The 16,186-nt window shown below is 73.7% G+C and carries 21 protein-coding genes; 11 read left to right on the top strand and 10 right to left on the bottom strand.

Annotation, left to right across the window (positions count from 1 at the left end; all coding sequences use genetic code 11):
- Positions 1 to 3 precede the first annotated feature (3 nt).
- Together AC07FY_RS23910 and AC07FY_RS23905 are read left to right on the top strand one after the other, a co-directional pair.
- Positions 4 to 354: a hypothetical protein gene (locus tag AC07FY_RS23910; protein ID WP_479009441.1), complete on the top strand. Its 351-nt coding sequence runs from the start codon at positions 4 to 6 to the stop codon at positions 352 to 354.
- Positions 355 to 516: 162 nt separating this feature from the next.
- Complete coding sequence (locus AC07FY_RS23905) at positions 517 to 1,641, top strand: ABC transporter substrate-binding protein (protein WP_479009358.1); 1,125 nt, start codon at positions 517 to 519, stop codon at positions 1,639 to 1,641.
- Positions 1,642 to 1,690: 49 nt separating this feature from the next.
- Here AC07FY_RS23905 and AC07FY_RS23900 read toward each other — a convergent pair whose 3' ends face one another.
- Entirely contained in the window at positions 1,691 to 2,353 is a 663-nt protein-coding gene (locus AC07FY_RS23900) for a GNAT family N-acetyltransferase (protein WP_479009356.1), read from the bottom strand.
- A gap of 143 nt (positions 2,354 to 2,496) precedes the next feature.
- On the bottom strand, positions 2,497 to 3,090 hold the full coding sequence (locus AC07FY_RS23895; RefSeq protein ID WP_479009354.1) for a VOC family protein: 594 nt from the start codon (positions 3,088 to 3,090) through the stop codon (positions 2,497 to 2,499).
- 220 nt (positions 3,091 to 3,310) lie between these two features.
- On the opposite strand from AC07FY_RS23895, the gene AC07FY_RS23890 reads away from it, so the two are divergent.
- Positions 3,311 to 3,565, top strand: coding sequence for a hypothetical protein (locus AC07FY_RS23890; RefSeq protein WP_479009352.1), 255 nt, complete (start codon positions 3,311 to 3,313; stop codon positions 3,563 to 3,565).
- 118 nt (positions 3,566 to 3,683) lie between these two features.
- On the opposite strand, the gene AC07FY_RS23885 is transcribed toward AC07FY_RS23890, so the two are convergent.
- The 3 genes from AC07FY_RS23885 to AC07FY_RS23875 form a co-directional block, all read right to left on the bottom strand.
- Positions 3,684 to 4,352, bottom strand: coding sequence for a CatB-related O-acetyltransferase (locus tag AC07FY_RS23885; protein ID WP_479009350.1), 669 nt, complete (start codon positions 4,350 to 4,352; stop codon positions 3,684 to 3,686).
- Between the two features lie 103 nt (positions 4,353 to 4,455).
- On the bottom strand, positions 4,456 to 5,064 hold the full coding sequence (locus tag AC07FY_RS23880; RefSeq protein WP_479009348.1) for a DJ-1/PfpI family protein: 609 nt from the start codon (positions 5,062 to 5,064) through the stop codon (positions 4,456 to 4,458).
- A gap of 105 nt (positions 5,065 to 5,169) precedes the next feature.
- The gene (locus tag AC07FY_RS23875) at positions 5,170 to 5,643 is read right to left on the bottom strand and encodes a VOC family protein (RefSeq protein ID WP_479009438.1); all 474 of its coding nucleotides are present in this window, start codon (positions 5,641 to 5,643) and stop codon (positions 5,170 to 5,172) included.
- Positions 5,644 to 6,021: 378 nt separating this feature from the next.
- On the opposite strand from AC07FY_RS23875, the gene AC07FY_RS23870 reads away from it, so the two are divergent.
- The 4 genes from AC07FY_RS23870 (at position 6,022) to AC07FY_RS23855 (ending at position 7,968) form a co-directional block, all read left to right on the top strand.
- Complete coding sequence (locus tag AC07FY_RS23870) at positions 6,022 to 6,297, top strand: hypothetical protein (protein ID WP_479009346.1); 276 nt, start codon at positions 6,022 to 6,024, stop codon at positions 6,295 to 6,297.
- 105 nt (positions 6,298 to 6,402) lie between these two features.
- A complete protein-coding gene (locus AC07FY_RS23865; RefSeq protein WP_479009344.1) occupies positions 6,403 to 6,885 on the top strand; it encodes an MSMEG_6728 family protein in 483 nt (160 codons plus the stop codon).
- Positions 6,886 to 7,096: 211 nt separating this feature from the next.
- Positions 7,097 to 7,510, top strand: coding sequence for a phage holin family protein (locus AC07FY_RS23860; protein WP_479009342.1), 414 nt, complete (start codon positions 7,097 to 7,099; stop codon positions 7,508 to 7,510).
- Complete coding sequence (locus tag AC07FY_RS23855) at positions 7,507 to 7,968, top strand: DUF3618 domain-containing protein (protein ID WP_479009340.1); 462 nt, start codon at positions 7,507 to 7,509, stop codon at positions 7,966 to 7,968. Before AC07FY_RS23860 ends, AC07FY_RS23855 begins: the two co-directional genes overlap by 4 nt.
- Positions 7,969 to 8,011: 43 nt before the next feature.
- Here the strand turns inward: AC07FY_RS23855 and AC07FY_RS23850 are convergent, their stop codons facing one another.
- Positions 8,012 to 8,482 carry a hypothetical protein gene (locus AC07FY_RS23850; RefSeq protein ID WP_479009338.1) on the bottom strand — a complete coding sequence of 157 codons (471 nt, stop codon included), beginning with the start codon at positions 8,480 to 8,482 and terminating at the stop codon, positions 8,012 to 8,014.
- 416 nt (positions 8,483 to 8,898) lie between these two features.
- Here AC07FY_RS23850 and AC07FY_RS23845 point away from each other — a divergent pair, with 416 nt between their 5' ends.
- A complete protein-coding gene (locus AC07FY_RS23845) occupies positions 8,899 to 9,153 on the top strand; it encodes a hypothetical protein (protein ID WP_479009336.1) in 255 nt (84 codons plus the stop codon).
- Between the two features lie 125 nt (positions 9,154 to 9,278).
- Here the strand turns inward: AC07FY_RS23845 and AC07FY_RS23840 are convergent, their stop codons facing one another.
- The gene (locus AC07FY_RS23840; RefSeq protein WP_479009334.1) at positions 9,279 to 9,521 is read right to left on the bottom strand and encodes a protealysin inhibitor emfourin; all 243 of its coding nucleotides are present in this window, start codon (positions 9,519 to 9,521) and stop codon (positions 9,279 to 9,281) included.
- A gap of 232 nt (positions 9,522 to 9,753) precedes the next feature.
- Between AC07FY_RS23840 and AC07FY_RS23835 the strand changes: the two genes are divergently transcribed.
- On the top strand, positions 9,754 to 10,161 hold the full coding sequence (locus AC07FY_RS23835) for a DUF3662 domain-containing protein (RefSeq protein WP_479009332.1): 408 nt from the start codon (positions 9,754 to 9,756) through the stop codon (positions 10,159 to 10,161).
- Between the two features lie 128 nt (positions 10,162 to 10,289).
- Here the strand turns inward: AC07FY_RS23835 and AC07FY_RS23830 are convergent, their stop codons facing one another.
- Positions 10,290 to 10,790, bottom strand: a complete 501-nt coding sequence (locus AC07FY_RS23830) for a C40 family peptidase (RefSeq protein WP_479009331.1) — start codon at positions 10,788 to 10,790, stop codon at positions 10,290 to 10,292.
- Positions 10,791 to 11,105: 315 nt separating this feature from the next.
- Between AC07FY_RS23830 and AC07FY_RS23825 the strand changes: the two genes are divergently transcribed.
- A complete protein-coding gene (locus AC07FY_RS23825) occupies positions 11,106 to 12,701 on the top strand; it encodes a hypothetical protein (protein ID WP_479009329.1) in 1,596 nt (531 codons plus the stop codon).
- A 58-nt stretch (positions 12,702 to 12,759) separates the two neighbouring features.
- On the opposite strand, the gene AC07FY_RS23820 is transcribed toward AC07FY_RS23825, so the two are convergent.
- Positions 12,760 to 14,889, bottom strand: coding sequence for an MMPL family transporter (locus tag AC07FY_RS23820; RefSeq protein WP_479009327.1), 2,130 nt, complete (start codon positions 14,887 to 14,889; stop codon positions 12,760 to 12,762).
- A 74-nt stretch (positions 14,890 to 14,963) separates the two neighbouring features.
- Between AC07FY_RS23820 and AC07FY_RS23815 the strand changes: the two genes are divergently transcribed.
- Entirely contained in the window at positions 14,964 to 15,458 is a 495-nt protein-coding gene (locus AC07FY_RS23815; RefSeq protein WP_479009325.1) for a MarR family winged helix-turn-helix transcriptional regulator, read from the top strand.
- A gap of 79 nt (positions 15,459 to 15,537) precedes the next feature.
- On the opposite strand, the gene AC07FY_RS23810 is transcribed toward AC07FY_RS23815, so the two are convergent.
- Positions 15,538 to 15,909: a hypothetical protein gene (locus tag AC07FY_RS23810; RefSeq protein ID WP_479009323.1), complete on the bottom strand. Its 372-nt coding sequence runs from the start codon at positions 15,907 to 15,909 to the stop codon at positions 15,538 to 15,540.
- Positions 15,910 to 16,186 lie beyond the last annotated feature (277 nt).

The following is a 16,186-nucleotide window of genomic DNA, read 5'->3' as shown; positions in this document are numbered from 1 at the left end:
CCGATGACCGACGCGAGCTCCACGAAGCACGTAACCGCCCCCCGGAATCCCGCAGAGGCTGCGCAGGACCCGACCACCGCCGACTCCGGCCGCGTACGGGCGACGCATTTCGCCAGCCGGTCCGTCCCCCGCCATCTGGCGCGCGGTGCCATCGGCTTCGGTCTGATCATCGGACCGATCGCGCTGCTGCCCGTCGCCGGCCCGGCCATCCTGCTGGTGACCCCGCTGGCGCTGGTCGCCTTCCGCGGCTGTCCCACCTGCTGGATGGTCGGCCTGGCGCAGACCGTCTCCCGCGGCCGGCTCGAACGCAGGTGCACGGACGGCGCCTGCACGCTCACCCACGCCCGACGGTGACGTCACCCCGCCCCCGACCGTTCGGGCGCGGGCCACCGAGGGGGTGCACCCGAGGGCGCACCCCCTCTCGTCCGGCAAACCCGGTGCGGGCCGGCGCGCTCCGGGGGCCGGAGCCCCGGAAATCGGTTGCCCCCGGTGACCGCGGTGGATGCAATGTCCGGCATGGTCACCCCCATGCGCCGGCCACGGCGACAACAGACGAACCCGCCCCCTTCCGGTTCCCCCGTCCGGATCGGCGTGCTCGTCCCGCTGAGCAGACCCGGCTGGGTCGAGGCGGGGCGGCACCTGCTCACCGGAATCGAACTGGCGGCTCGCGAGGTCAACGCCTCCGGCGGGATCGCCGGAAGGCCCCTGGAACTGCTGGTCCGGGACACGGCGGCCGACCCCCGCAAGGCCGCGGCGGCCGTGGAGGACCTGGCCCGCCTCGGGGTCGCCGCCCTCGCGGGGGAGTACCACAGCGTCGTCGCCCGCACCGCTGCCGCCCGGGCCGACGCCCTCGGCCTGCCGTTCCTCTGCTCCTCGGCGGTGATCGACGCGCTCACCGAACAGCCCACGGAACTGGTCGCGCGCCTCGCCCCGGCGCAGTCCCACGGCTGGCGGATCTATGCCGACTTCCTCCTCGGCGCGGGCCACGAGCGCATCGCGGTGGCAGCCGAGTCGAGCGTCTACTGGGCGTCCGGTACCCGCATCCTGCGCGAGCGCCTCGCTCCACGCGGCGGCACCGTCATCGAACGCGACCTGCACGCCCTGACCCCCGCCGCCCTGTGCGAGGCACTCGTCGACGACCGTGCGACAGCCCTCCTCCTGCTGGCCGGCTACCCCCGCCCGGCGGTGCCGATCGTCCGGGCCGTCCGTGCGGACCGGCGTCTGGCCGGAATGCTGATCGGCGCACCGGCCGGACAGCCCGAGTTCACCGAGTGGGTGACGCTGCTGGGCGACGACGCCACCGGGGTGCCGTTCCTGCGCTACCTGCCCGAGCGCCTCGGCCCGTTGGGCCGGCGCGTGGAAACGGCCCTGCGCGAGCGGCTGGGCGAAGCACCCTCCTTCGTCGCCTTCGAGGGCTACGACACGGTCACCGTCCTCGCCGATGTGCTGCGCGCCCGGGGTGCGGCCCCGGGGCGCACCGGCGGATCCTGGCCGTGCGTCGCGGTGGAAGGCACGCGGGGGAGGATCCGCTTCTCCCGTACGCCGGGCATCGGCGTGTGGCAATGGGCCTGGGCGCCGGTGCAGGTCGCCGACCGGGACCCGGAGCACCCCGACCGCTTCCGGATCCTCCACACCGGGTGACGGCGGGCCCGCGCGGCGGCCGTGGCGGCAACGCAGGGACAAGGGCGTCCTACGGGGCCGTCGGCCCGGCCCCGGCACGCGGTTCGCGCCACATGGGCCACAGCGTCGGCCCGCCTCCCGGGAGCCGGAGTTCGCCGGTCACCCGGAAGCCCAGGCGTTCGTAGAAGGGCACGTTGGCCTCCTTGCTGGACTCCAGGTAGACGGGCTGCGCGAGCCGGTCGCAGTCGGCCAGCTGCTGGCGCAGCAGCGCCGAACCGACTCCCGTCCCCCGCAGCCCGGGGTCCGTTCCCACGGAGGGCAGGTACCAGTGCGGGGTGCCGGGATGGGCTTCGTGGAGGGCGTTCTGCACCTCCCCGGCCCGCTCCATCCCGCGCAGGCCGAAGACGCGGGCGTAGTGGGGGAGCGCCGCCAGCTCCCGTACGGCGGAGGTCTTCCAACGCCCGGGTCCGGACCAGAGCGCGGCCGCCAGCAGCCGTCCTTCGCCGGTCGCGGCGACCCGGACCGCGCCGGCGCGCGGCCGCTGCTGCCTCTGGGCCAGCTTGAAGTAGCGGGCGCTCCTGCGCTCCCTGTCGGCGGCGTCGGGAAACATCCAGGCCATCACGGGATCGTCGGCGAAGGCGCGGGCCAGGAGCCCGGCGACCGCCCCGGCCTCGGTGGGCCGTGCGGACCGGATCCCGTACGCGGCCACCGGCCGCGCTGACTGACTGTCCATGGGCCCACGGTAGGCAGCGCCACCGGCCCCGCCCCGCCGTCTCGCGGTGGACACGCCGTACGGCCCACCCGTGCGCTCGGCCACCGGCTGCGCGCCGGGACCCGCCAGGCGCGCCGTCGCGACGGTCCGCCCGGTCGCGCGGGTCAGTGCGTGACGTGGAACTCGTTCCCGCCGGCGTCGCGGAACTCGCCCGGTTCCGTGCCGCTGTCGGTGACCTCCAGGCGCAGTCTGTTGCGGGCCGTCTTCGGGGCCGCGGGCGGACCCATCACGAGCGATACGGGGCTGGTGGGGCTCCGGCGCAGTCGGACGCCCCAGTCGTGTGATTCGGCCGCGCGCCAGTCCGCCCGATGCCGCCAGAAGGCTTCCTGGGCGGGACGTTCCTCCTCGGAGACGTCGAGGCAGACCGCGACGAGCCCCGCGTCGGTCAGCACACCCGGGTGACCGGGACGCAGCACGCAGAACTCGTTGCCTTCCGGATCGGCCAGTACGTCCCACGGCACGTCCCCCTGGCCGATGTCGGCCCGCGTCGCACCGAGCCGGAGCAGGCGCTCCACCTCGGCTTCCCACTCCGGCCCCCCGGCCAGGTCGAGGTGGAGCCGGTTCTTGTGCGGCTCCTTCGGCGCCGCGGCCGGCTCGAAGCGCAGGCGCAGTCCGTTCGTGCGGCCGTGCGCCGCCGCCCGCCAAAAGCGGTCCATGTGTACGACGTCCAGCGCGTCGATCACGATTCCCGTCAGCATGCGGCTTCCCCCGTCGTCAGCTTCCCCGGCGCTGCCCATGGTCAACGGCGGCAGGGGCGTGTGACGGCTCATCAGGGGCGCACCGAAGGGACGCGAAGTGCCGAAACGTTACCGCTGGTGGCATTGGAGTGAACTGGCGTTCCCGACGGCGCCTCCGGGCGGTTGGACTGGCCGACGCGCACATCTGCTTGCGCTTCGTTCGTGGATCCATAGGAGAGTCATGCGCATTCGTTCTGCTGTCACCGCATCCGCCCTGGCCGCCGGCATCCTGCTCGGCGGGGCCGGTGCCGCCCTGGCCAACGACGGGACCGAGCTCGAATCCTTCTTCGGCGGTCGCGCGGGCTTCGCGGCGGAGTGCTCGTCGCTTGCCGCGGTACCCGCCAGCCGCCCGGGGTTCACCGGCCCCATCTACACCTCGAACTGTGCCGCTGACGGCGGCGTGGAGTGGGCGCAGGGGCACCACCTGGGCGGCTGATCCGGGCGGCTTGCGCGCTGCGGGGCGGACCGGCAACGGTCGGTCCGCCCCGCGGCGTTCGGCCGGTCCGTCGCCGGTCACGGCCCTCCCCCCGGCGGAGGGCGGCCGGTCAGGCTGCTCAGCCGCGCGGCGCGGCCCTTTCGAGGTCGTCGACGGTGCCGGACATGATGGTCCTGATGTGCCGGGTGAGGTGTTCCACCGGCCAGTCCCACCAGGCGAGGGCGAGCAGGCGGGCGATGTCGTCCCGGTCGTAGCGGGTGCGGATGACCCGGGCGGGGTTGCCTCCGACGATCGCGTAGTCGGGGACGTCGTCGACGACGACGGCGCGCGAAGCGATGATCGCGCCATTCCCGATGCGCACTCCGGGCATCACCAGGGTGTCGTAGCCGAACCAGACGTCGTTGCCGACGACGGTGTCCCCGCGCCCCGGCAGGCCGCCGAGCAGGTCGAAGTGGTCAGACCAGGGGCCGCCCATGAGGGGGAAGGGGAACGTGGAGGGGCCGTCCATACGGTGGTTGGCGCCGTTCATGATGAACCGGACGCCGGTGCCCAGCGCGCAGAACTTCCCGATGACGAGCTTCTCCGGCCCGTAGTGGTAGAGCACGTTGCGGGTCTCGAACCCGGTCGCGTCCACCGGGTCGTCGTAGTACGAGTACGCGCCGACCTCGATCAGCGGCGAGGTCACCAGGGGCTGCAGCAGGACCACCCGCGGCTGGCCGGGGAGCGGGTGCAGCACCGCCGGGTCCGGGTCCGGGCGGGGGTCGCGGTCGGCGGGAAGTGGGTGCACGGCGGACTGCTTTCGGCTCGGTGGGCGGGTGACGCCGGCGGCGCCCCCTCCAGCCTGACCGTCCGAGCCGAAGCACGACAACCCGCGGAGGGGGCGCGGCGCGTCAGCGCAGTGCCGCCTCGCCCGCGTGCACGGCCCGCATGACCTGCTCGACCCGCGCCTGCTTCTCGCCGACCGGCGCCGCGTAGTCGATGACGTCCCGGGCGGCGTCCTCGCCCAGGGTCCGGGAGATCACCCACGCGGCGAGGTACTCCGATGCCAGGCAACCGCCCGCCGTGGCGATGTTCCCCTCGGCGTGGAAGGGCGCGTCCAGCACGGTGACGCCGCAGGCCTCCACGAAGGGCCGGCTCGTGAGGTCCGCACAGGCCGGCATGCCGTCCAGCAGTCCGAGCCGGGCCAGCACGAGCGCCCCGGAGCACTGCGAACCGATCAGCTGACGCGCGGGGTCGAGCGGCAGCATGGCGAGCAGCCGGTCGTCGGCGACGACCTCGCGCGTCTTCACCCCGCTGCCGATCAGCACGACGTCGGCCGCGGTCACGAACTCCATCGGGCGCTGGCCGGTCACCTCGACGCCGTTCATCGACGTGACGACCGGCGTGGGGGTGGTGATGAAAGCCTCCAGGCCGTCCTTGCGGCACCGGTTGATCAGTGCGGAGGCGATGAAACTGTCGAGCTCGTTGAAACCGTCGAACGTCACCACGGCTACCTGCATCACAACTCCTTGAGTGCGGCGTCTGGTGGCGAGTCTCGCAGGGCCGCCGTGCCACGGGCCCCGGCCAATGGGCAGCCGGTGGCCTACCTCGACCGGGATGCCGCCTCAGGGGGCGCCGAAGTCGGGCAACGTCAACGAGCCGTCGGCGGCGAGGGGGAAGCCCGGGTTGTGGGCGACCTCCCAGGGGTGCCCGTCCGGGTCGGTGAACGCGCCGGAGTAGAACCCGATGGCGTTGTCGGCGGCGGGCTTGGTCACCGTCCCGCCGGCTGCCTCCACGGCGGCCAGGAGTTCGTCCACCTCGGCGCGGGAACGGACGTTGTGGGCCAGGGCGATGCCCCCGAAGCGGCCGGCGGCGGGGCTGGACGGCCCCTGCCTGCCCTCGGCCCCCGACGGTCCGGAGCCCAAGCCGCAGTCCGCCGCCAGGAGATCGCGGTCCCACAGGACCAGCCCGAGGCCGCCGGCCTGGTAGAAGACGGTGCGTTGCACCTCCTGGCCGCGCCAGCCCAGTGCCTCGTAGAAGCGTCGGGCGCGGTCGAGGTCGCGGACGCCGAGGGTGACGAGCGTGATGCGCTGTTCCATGGGCTTGCGGTCCTGATCCATGCGCTCACGGTAGGGGGCCGCGGGGGCGGGCGTCCGGCGCCACGACGCGCCGAAGGGCCCGTCGGCCGATCTCGGGCAGGGGCCGCCGGGCCCCGCACTGCCCGCCGCGGTCGAGCGCCCGCGGAGGGCACGACCGGCGGCGGGGTGCGGGGTGCGGGGCGTTGCCCTAGCGTCGAAGGAGGGGCATGTCCTGCCGAGCCGAGCCGAGCCGGTCAGGCGCTGGGCCGGGCCCCGGCTCGGCAGCCGGTCCGGCACGTGCCCTGCGGTCGGCCGGAAGCGCTCGGCGCCGTTCCGTGGAATGCCGGTACGTCATATGCGGGTGCCGGTCCCGCGACGATCCGAAAGCAGGTGCGTCCCATGCGCACACGCACATCCACCCGTATCGCCCCCGTCCTCGCCGCCATGGCCCTCACGCTCGGCGGCGTCGCCCTCTCCGCCCCAGCCGCCCACGCGGATGTCGCGGCCTGCATCAACCAGGTCGAGCGGGAGCTGCGCGGGGGCGAGGCCGCGGAGAACATCCGCACCGCGTGCTCCACCGGATCGTCCGGCAACCACGAGAGGTGCGTGTCGGGACTGACGGCGGGCGGCGTGACCAATGGGACCGCCGTGACCGCGTGCCGCGTGGCCCCCTGAGCCCGGGCCGGTCCCCGCGCGCCCGGGAGCCGGCCCGCCGCGCCCGGTGTGAGCGGGGCCGGCGCGGGAAGCCGCAGGGCAGGAAGCGCGAGAGGAGAGGTCCCTGTGCAGACGTTTCTCCCCTTCCCGTCGTTCGAGGCGTCGGCGCGGTCACTGGACGGCCGGCGGCTCGGCAAGCAACGGGTCGAGGCACTGCAGGTGCTACGGGGGCTGATCGTCCCGGGATACGGCTGGCGCAGACACCCCGCGGTCCGGATGTGGACCGGTTACGAGGAGGCCCTCGTCCGCTACGGACTGGACGTCTGCGGGGTGTGGACGGCCGAGGGCCGCTCCGACACCTGCGCCGTGACCCTGCTCGGCGACTTCGGAGCGTGGCGGCCGGGAGGAACCGTACGCGCGCAGGAGCAGCTGGCCGCGAGCGGAGAGCTGCCGCCGTGGCTGGGAGCGCCGGAGTTCCACCGCAGCCACCAGTCCGCGCTCGTGCGCAAGGACCCGGCCTTCTACCGGGACCGCTTCCCCGGGGTTCCGGACGACCTGCCGTACGTCTGGCCCGCTTCCGACCGGGATCCGCAGGCAGTGGACTCCTGAGCGTGCGCAACGCGGCAGGCGCCCGTGCCCCAGCGGCCGGCGGGAGCCATCTGCGCGGAAGGCGGGTGACCGCGCCGCCGTCGGGTAGTCGCGGGGTGACGGGGACACACGCGTGCCGTACCGCGCCCGGGCGGGCCGCGCCGGCCAGGGGCCGGCGGCGGCCGCCGCGCGGACGGTGCGCATCGATCAAGTGGGACGAGGTGAACGAATCGTGACTACGACCGAGCAGCGGGTCCGCGCTGCCGACGACTCGGTGGGTGCGCTGGTCTCGCGGGCGTCACAGCAGATCTCCGAGCTGGTCCGCGAGGAGATGCGGCTCGCACGGACGGAGATGGCGCAGAAGGGGAAGCGGTACGGCACCGGCGGCGGCCTGTTCGGCGGAGCCGGTCTTCTCGGCATCCTGGCGGCTCAGGCCCTCGTGGCGGCGGGCATCGCAGCCCTGGCCCTGGTACTGCCGGTATGGGCCTCGGCGCTGATCGTCGCCGCGGTGCTGGCGGCGACGGCCGCGGTGGTCGGCATGGCGGGCAAGAAGCAGATCGAGCGGGCCGGTGCGCCGACGCCCGAGCAGACCATCGACAGCGTCAAGGCGGACGTCGCCGAGATCAAGGGGAAGGCACACCGATGAGCAACGAGTCCAACGGATCCCACGGGGTCAACGGTTCGAACGGGTCGAAGGCGTCCGACAAGGAATCCGCTCCCACCGCCGAGGAACTGCGCGGGCAGATCGAGCAGACCCGCGACGAGCTCGGCCGGACCGTCGAGGCCCTGGCGGCGAAGGCGGACGTCAAGGCACAGGCGAAGGAGAAGGCGGCGGCCGTCAAGGAGCAGGCCGCGGAGAAGGCAGTGGCGGTCAAGGAGCAGGCCACCGAGAAGGCGGCGCAGGTCAGCGCGCAGATCCGCGAGAAGGTCGAATACGCCGCACACCTGGTGCGGGACAAGACGGCGGCCGACCCGGGCGCGGACGGCTCGTCCCGAGCCGGTCACCTCGCCACGACGGTACGCGCCAACCGGACCCCGCTGCTCGTGGTCGGCGCCGTCCTGGTCGCCTATGTGCTGGCGCGCCGGTGCTGGGGGCGCGGGTGAGCTCCGCCGGGAGCGGCGGCCGCCGGTGCGGCCACGACGGAGGTCAGTAGCGCAGGGCGGTTCCGACGCTCGCCCGAACGTCTCCGGACAGGCCGCGGGTGCTGCGGGCCGTGCCCTGGCCCGTGGCTCCGGCGGCGACGTCCGGGACGGTCACGACGACCGTGTCGAGGAGGTTGCCGCCGGAGTCGCGGAAGTCGACCTGGACCGCGAACGACTTCTTGTCCTGCGCGGTGTTGGACACCGTGAGTGGCACCGTGCCGTGTCCGTCCGTGTCCTTGGCCGGGTCCCCGAGCCGGACGTCGGCCTTCGCGTCCACCCCGTCCTTGACGTTCTCGAGCTTCTTCTTGGCGTCGGCCGCGGCGGCGTCCAGCCCCGCGCCGACCGACTGCACGGCGGAGGCCGCCTTCGAGGCGACATCGGACGGTGTGCTGTCACCCGAGCAGCCCGTGGTGGCCGCGGCGAGAGCCGCCAGTACGGCGGCCGCCGGCAGGGCGCGGGTCCAGGCACGGTTCATGCGGGGCCTCCATGCGGCTCGGGTGGCCGGCGCGTGCGGGACCGGCGGGCCGACGGGACGCCGTCCACAGGCGGGGACGGGCCGTCAGCAGGCACATGATGCAACGCGGGGCCACGCCGCGCGGGACGCCGCCCCGATCGGGCCGAGCTACCAGCCGATCGCAGCAGCCACTCACCCGTACGCGCGCCGTACGGGCCCCGCGTCCGACCGGGGGACTGCGGCGACGCCGCCCCGCCGTGCGAAAAAGTGTGCTCGATGGCGCCTTCGACAGTCCGCGGGCTCGCTCTCCCCGCCCGACTGGCATCCCTCATCGACCAGGACCTGTGGCGTCATCCGGGCGATGCGGCGCCGGCCGAGGCCGTCCCCTGGTTCGAGGACGCGCTCGCCTTTGTGAAGAACCCCGAGCAGACTTCGCCGTGGCACGCGGACGGCATGCGACCACCCCGCTCGAACTGCCGTGGCTCGACGCTGATCAGGCCGTGTTGATCGCCCTCACCCGCAACCCCGGCGACGACGGTGCCCTCGCGCTCGACTACCGCACCGACCCCGCAGACCCGTGCGTGGTCGGGAGCGACTTCTGGACGGACCCCGCCACCTGCCGGTGGCGGGTCGTGGCCCCGACGTTCTCGGCCTTCGCCGCGCGCCTGGGCCTGCACCGCGGTCCCGGGTAGCCGCCGGGGAGTCGGTTGCGCGGCTCGCGCCGCTGGCGACTTGGCCGTGTGTCATGACGGCCCGACTCCTGTCGCTCGCACTGGACTTGACCTTCCGTTGCAGCCCGGCGGAGCCCCGGGGCGTGTCAGGCTCCTTCGCCGAGGACGGTTCGGATCAGGGTGCGCTGCTCGTCGGTGAGGCACGGATCCTGGACGTCGAGTACCTCGTCGTCGACGGTGATCCGGTACTGGTACCCGTCGGCGACGGAAGCCACGGCCCGTTTCGCGAGCTCCTCCAGTTCCGCCGCGTCCTCGCGCTCCGACGTGTCGAGCGCGCGCACCTTCTCGAAGCCGGCGAATCCTCCTGTGCGCGTGACCGTGATCAGCATGGCTGACCTCCTTGTTCCGGTGATGGCACACGGTCTGCACCTTGCAGCCACCACCGCGGATACCCCCAACGCGGGCCCACCGTCACGCGGCAGGGGCACCCCCTCGCGAACGTCCGGAAAGCGCCCCTCCGTGGCCGGCCCCTCCCCAGGACACGACGGTTCCCGTTGAGCCGTTCGTGCCATCCGGTGCGCGAGGACGCGTGCCCTCGCGGAACCAGGGAAAGCGCGGTTCATGGGCACACTGAAGAGTTGGGAAAGGGTCATCGAGAGGGCCGAACAGGCAGTCGCGGAGAAGCTGTTCGGCGGCGAGAAGGTGGAAGCGGAGGTGGTGGCGGCGCTCCTGCGCACGTGTGACGAGCATGTCGTCGTGTGCAGTTCGCATCGCACCATGGCACCCAACGTGTACACGGTCGAGTTGCCGGGACCCGCCTACGCGCAGATCGCCCCGCACCTCGCCGCCGTGGGGCAGGAGCTGACCGACCGGCTGGCGCGCCACGGTGAGAGCCAGGGCTTCGAGTGGGCGGGTCCGCTCACGGTCCGGCTCGCCGAGGCCGAACGCGTCCCCAATGGGCGCTACCAGGTCCGTTGCGCCCCCATGGCACACATCACCTCCGCGCCGCTGGGCGAGGCGACGGTGTAGGTCGCGCGGCGGGTGTCGGCCCAACTCGCCTCGCTTGAGGCGCCGTTCGCATGGCGCGCGGGTTCGGGTGCCAGGGCCGCGGGTTGCGTGTCGTCCCCTGGAGCCCGGTCGGCGCACTCCGGGCGGGCTCAGCCGGCGCGCCCGTATCGGACGTTGCGGCTCCAGATCCGCTCCAGCCGCACGTGCCCGCCGGGGCGCGGGGCATGCCAGATCTTGCCCCGGCCGGCGTAGATGCCGACGTGGCTCATCGTGGTTCCCTTCGGGAAGAACACCAGGTCACCAGGGGCGCGCTGGACCGGGGGGATGCGGCGCGTCTGCTGATACTGCTGGTTGGCCGTCCGCGGCAGCTTGCGTCCGGCCTTGCGGAAGGCGTAGAGCGTGAGGCCGGAGCAGTCGAAGCGTTTCGGCCCCGTCGCGCCGTAGGCGTACGGAGCCCCCCGTTTGGACGCTGCCACGGCCACCGCCTTTACGCCGTACGGTACGGCCGCGTCGGCCGAGGCGGTGCCGCAGGTCATCGTGGAGACGGCCAGGAAGATGACGAGAATGGACGACGTGAGGCTCTGGGGGCAGCGGGGTGAGGGCCCCGGCGTGTCCGGGGAACCGGCCGTGTCCGTTCGGGTGGAGACCATCGTGAAACCTCCGTGCGGGATGCAGGTTCTGCCTCACGCCGGGGAACTGGCCCCGGCGAGGTGCTCTTTGCTCTCGACGGCCGCTCAGTCTTCCGGAATATGTCTTATTCGTCACGCTTATAGGCAATTTGCATATCTCGGTCACGTAAAGCCATCGGGCCTTCAGGCGTTTGTGCTGCGGGATCACCCCGCAGAGCCGTGCGGACACCGCACGGGCACCGGCGTGTCGCGAACCGCGCCGAGCCGGGTCGGCAGGAGCGGGCCGGCCATGGGCCGCACACCGGGGCGGGCGGCGCTGCACGGGCCCGCAGGGCGGTGAATCCGGGCTCCGCAGATCGGCAGGTCACCGGCTCGCGTACCTGGGACGTCAACACCGACGGAGGGGGCACCCACTACGGCCTCGTACTGGACTGGATCGAGGACATCCGGGTCACGGGCGGCCAGGACGTGGTGGACGAACTCATGCAAAGTGCCGACGGCTACCTGCGCACCTGGGGGCGCGCCGGCGGCCACACCACCCCCTACACGCCCTTGGTCCGCGGGTACCGCCCGCATGCCGGGCACCTGGCCTCCTCGCGCCCCCTGCCCGCCGGGTTCACGCACGAAGGGGTCTGGAAGGTACTGCGGGAACCGGCGCCCGGCACCACCCGGCTCTACGAGTGCAAGGAGGCGGACCACTCGCTGCTGACCCCCGGCCCGCGCTGCGAGGGCCAACAGCCCCTGGGGGCAGTCGGATACGTGTACAACAGGGCGGTGCCCGGTTCGGTGCCGCTCTACCGGTGCTTCGCCCCTGCCGCGTTCGACCACTTCGTCTCCAACCGGGCCGACTGCGAGGGGCCTTGTGCACGAGGGAGGGCCTGCTCGGTCACGTCATGCCGGCGACGGCGCCGTAGCGCGACTCCGCGTGTGCCCCCGGCGCGTGCGACGCCGGGGGCACACCCGTGCGCGGGTCCCCGCCGGGCGGCCGGGGAGCGGGCACGGCGGCCGCGTCCACGCGGGCCGGAGATCCCCGCCTATGCTCCTGGAGGTCGGCGGTACGGCGAGACGAAGGACACGGGGATGAACGCGAGCGGGGACGGCGGCGGGACGCCGTGGAACGCGTACGGATCGGGTCGACCCCCCGTGCAGAGCCGGCCGCCCGTCCCGGGACCCCCGGCCGCGGCGCGCCGGCTGACCTTCGGACGGCTCTTCAACCCGATCGCCGTGGGGCGCGCGGTGTTCACGCCGTCCCGGCCGGACCGCGTGCACGATCCCGTGGTGAAGAGGGTCCAGGTCCTGCGGACGGTGATCGGACTGGTCGCCATCACCTGGATGCTGCTCTCCTATGGGGTGGTGGCCGACGCCGACGGCGTGGTCGACGACCGGTTCGGGCAGATCCGTACGGCCCTGATCGTGCTGGCGGTGACCTTCCCGGTCGCCGTCGCAGCCTTCATCGCCGTGGCCCGCCCACCCCATCGGCGGCTGTTCCTGCGCCGCGCCGGAAAGCCGGCCGGGGCGCTGCTCGCGCTGGTCCTCACGCTGGCCGCGCCCCGCCTGCCCACCGGGCTCGGCTGGGTGGACGAGAACACCGACTGGACGGCGTCCGCCGGCCGGGTGGTAGTGCTGTTCGCCCTGGGCGCCTTCCTGTTGTGGCTCGCGCCCTTCGCCTTCTACGGCATCGCCCAGTCACTCGTCCACGTTTTCAGGACGGCGGACCTCCACGAGACGCTCCCCCCGCTGCTGGCGACGCTCCTGGTGTGGGAGCTCGCCCTCTTCGACCTGTTCCGGGGCACCTACGACAGCGTGCCGTTCGGAGCCCGGCTGGCCTTCCTGCTGGGAGCGCCCCTGTCCGTCACCGCCGTGGCGATGTGGGAGTTGCGGCGGCTGCGCACGCGCCACGGCATCACCTTGCGCGGAGCCCTGTTGCGCTGAGTCGACGCTCCGGCGCGGCGCTGCCCCGTGCTGCCCGGCTCTCCGGCCGCCCGCCCGACTACCGCGCCGCGGTCGCCGGGGCCGCGCTCCCCGGATCCGTCGGCTTCCCGCTCCGGCGGGCCAGTGCGCTGGGCCACCAGGCGCGGGGGCCGATGTCGATGACCAGGGCCGGCACCAGCAGGGACCGCACGACCAGCGTGTCCAGCAGGACCCCGAAGGCGACGATGAAGGCGATCTGGACGAGGAAGGCCAGGGGGATCACCATCAGGGCCGCGAAGGTCGCGGCGAGGACCACGCCCGCGGAGGTGATCACCCCGCCGGTGGTGATCAGCCCCTTCAGGACGCCCTCGCGCGTCCCCGAGGCGAGCGCTTCCTCGCGTACCCGGGACATCAGGAAGATGTTGTAGTCGACACCGAGGGCGACCAGGAACACGAAGCCGTAGAGCGGGACCGAGGCGTCCGTCCCGCTGAAACCGAGCACGTGGCCGAAGACCAGGGCCGACACCCCCAGCGTGGCGAGGAAGTTGAGCGCCACCGTCGCCACCAGCAGGACGGGCACGAGCACGGACCGCAGGAGCAGGACCAGGATCAGCAGGATGATGCCCAGCACGACCGGTACGATCACGGCCCGGTCCCGGGCCGAGGTCAGCTGGGTGTCGAACTGCTGGGCCGTGTAACCCCCCACCAGCGCGTCGGCGTCCGGCACCGCGTGGACCCGCTCGCGCAGCCGCTGGACCGTCTCCTTCGCGGCGTCGCTGTCGGCGGCCGCCTCGAGCGTGGCGTCCAGGCGCACCCGGCCGTCCACGACGAGCGGAGCGCCCGTGCCCGGCCGGCCGCCGGTGGTGACGGGAACGACCGTGGCGACGCCTGCCGTCCCCTCGGCCGCCGCGCGGACCTCCGCGGCCCGTCCCGCATCGGCGATGACGACCACCGGATTGCCCGAACCGCCGGGGAAGTGCCGGGCGACGGTCCGCTGGGCGCTGACCGAGGGCGCGTCGTTGACGAAGATCTCCTCCAGCGGCACGCCCTTGGAGGACAGGGTGGGGGAGAAGCCGGCCAGGACCAGCAGCAGGAGCGTGGTGGACACCCAGACGCGGCGCGGCGAGCGGTCGATCAGCGCCGCGACGCGGCGCCACACCCCGTGGCCTTCCCCCGCGGCGTCGGCGGGCCCGGGGGTGGCCGGCCAGTAGGCGGCCCGGCCCAGCAGCGCCAGTACGGCCGGCAGGAAGGTCAAGGTGCTCAGGACCGCGCAGACGATGCCGATGGCGCCGACCGGTCCGAGGGCCCGGTTGTTGGTCAGGTCGCTCGCCAGCAGCGCCAGCAGTCCCAGGGCCACGGTCGCCGCGCTGGCGGTGATCGCCCCGGCCGACCGGTGCACGGCGGCCAGCGCCGCGTCCGCCCGGTCCCCCCGTGCGGCGAGCTCCTCCCGGAAGCGCGCCGCGAGGAGCAGTGCGTAGTCGGTCGCGGCCCCGATCACCAGGATGGACAGGATCCCCTGCACCTGGCCGTCCACGCGCACGATTCCCCGGTCGGCCAAGGCGTAGACGACCGCGCAGGCCAGACCGAGCGCGAGCACGGCTCCGACGATGATCACCAGGGGGAGCAGCAGGCTGCGGTAGACCAGCAGCAGGATCAGCAGCACCGCGCCGAGGGCAACGCCCAGCAGCAGCCCGTCGATTCCGGCGAACGCGTCCGACAGGTCCGCCTGGCTGGCCGCGGGACCGGCGATGTGGACGGTGGTGCCGGGTACGCCCCGCGCCGCGGTCCGCACCTCGTCCAGGACCGTTCCGAGCTCCTCGCCCAGGTCGGGGGCGAGCGGGACCACCGCCTGGATCGCCCGGCCGTCGGCGGAGACGACCGCGGGCGAGGGCGCGGAGGCGATGCCCGGCCGCCCGGCGAGAGCGCCGACCGCGCGGGTGGCGGCCTCCTGCTGCCCCACCTCCACCGGTCGGTCCTGCGCCGCCGTCCACACGACGATGGCGGGGACGGACTCCGACGTCTCGAACGCCTTGCGGGCCTCGAGGGCCCGCGTCGACTCGGCACTCCGCGGCAGGAAGGCGGCCTGGTCGTTCGTGGCGACCTCGCCCAGCTTGCCCGCGTACGGGCCGAGCCCCCCGCCGACGCCCAGCCAGACGAGCAGCAGCACGAGCGGCACGATCCAGCGGGCCCAACGTGGTGTGCTCCTCATGCATAACCCCTTGCCGTGAACCGGTAAGTCACCGGTGAACAATCTCAATGATCGAGAGATCTTATCCTGAGGTCATGCGTGATACCGACAGCACCTCGCCTCCCCTTCCGGCCGACGACCCGATCGGGATGCAGTCCTTCGCCGTGCTGCTCCGCCGGATGAACGCCGAGTTCAACCGCATCGCGCAGGAATTCGCCCAGGCGCAGGGCCTGCACCTCACGGACGTGCAGGCGCTCATCGCGGTCCTGGACGCCGACCACGAGGAGGACGGCGTCCCGATGACGCCGGGCCGGCTGCGCAAGCGGATGAACCTCACCTCCGGAACCATGACCGCCTGCCTGGACCGGCTGGAGAAGGCCGGGCACATCCGCCGCGTCAGGGCGGCCGACGACCGCCGCGTGGTCCACCTGCACTACGCGCAGGCGGCCAGGGCCGTGGCACGCGACTACTTCCGCCCCCTGGCCCACGGCACGGACACCGTCCGGGCCAGGTTCAGCGAGGACGAGCTGCACGTGGTGGTGCGGTTCCTGGCCGAGATGAACCAGCAGCTCGCGCTCGTACGCCGGTGAGTCGTACGCCGGCGGCCCGCAGGGCGCCGACGCGCCACCGGCCGGCCCTAACCCGGCGGCCCGGCCACGGGGGCGGCCCTCAGCCGTCCTCCGGCCGGGACGTCCCGCCGTCCGGCCCGGACGGCAGGCCCAGCATGGCCAGGAGCGAGGCGAGGTCGTGCGCCCCGGTGGTGCGGGAGGCGACGGTCTCGTGGGCCCGTTCACGCCGGGAGGCGCCGCCGGGGACGGGGTCCGGGCAGCGCGCCCGGTCGGTCAGGCCCGGTCCGGGCCCACCGGACCGGCCGGCCCCCGACCGGTAGGAGGCGGCCGTCGGGCAGACGGCCGCGGTGCTCGGGGCGGTACGGCGCCCGGTCCTGCGCGCGACCATCGACAGCAGGCGCGGGCCGAGGCCGGCGGGGTGGAGCAGCGAGCCGAGGGATGGCCGATGGGCGGGGTGACGGGCGTCTGCCATGGGGTGCTCCTCGTCGTTCCGGTCGGATCCCGGCCGAGGCCGACCGGGATCCGAGGGCGTGCGATGCGCGGCCCTCAGGGCCGCGGGGGCGGGACGGCGGCGTAGGCCGCCTCAGCGGGAGCCGGTGGCTGAGGCCGCGACCGCCTTCGCCCGGCCGGCCGTCCGCGCGGGGGGCGCCGACGCCGCGGCCGCGGGGGGGAAGGAGGGCGCCGCCGGGGGTCGGTGGTTGCAAGGCCGCCGGGAGGGGTAGAACAACGAGGGGTTTTCGTGTGTGTCC

Source organism: Streptomyces sp. NPDC045967 (assembly GCF_056430495.1).
The sequence above is the reverse complement of the archived record's forward strand: the minus strand, read 5'-3'. Positions and strand labels throughout refer to the sequence as shown.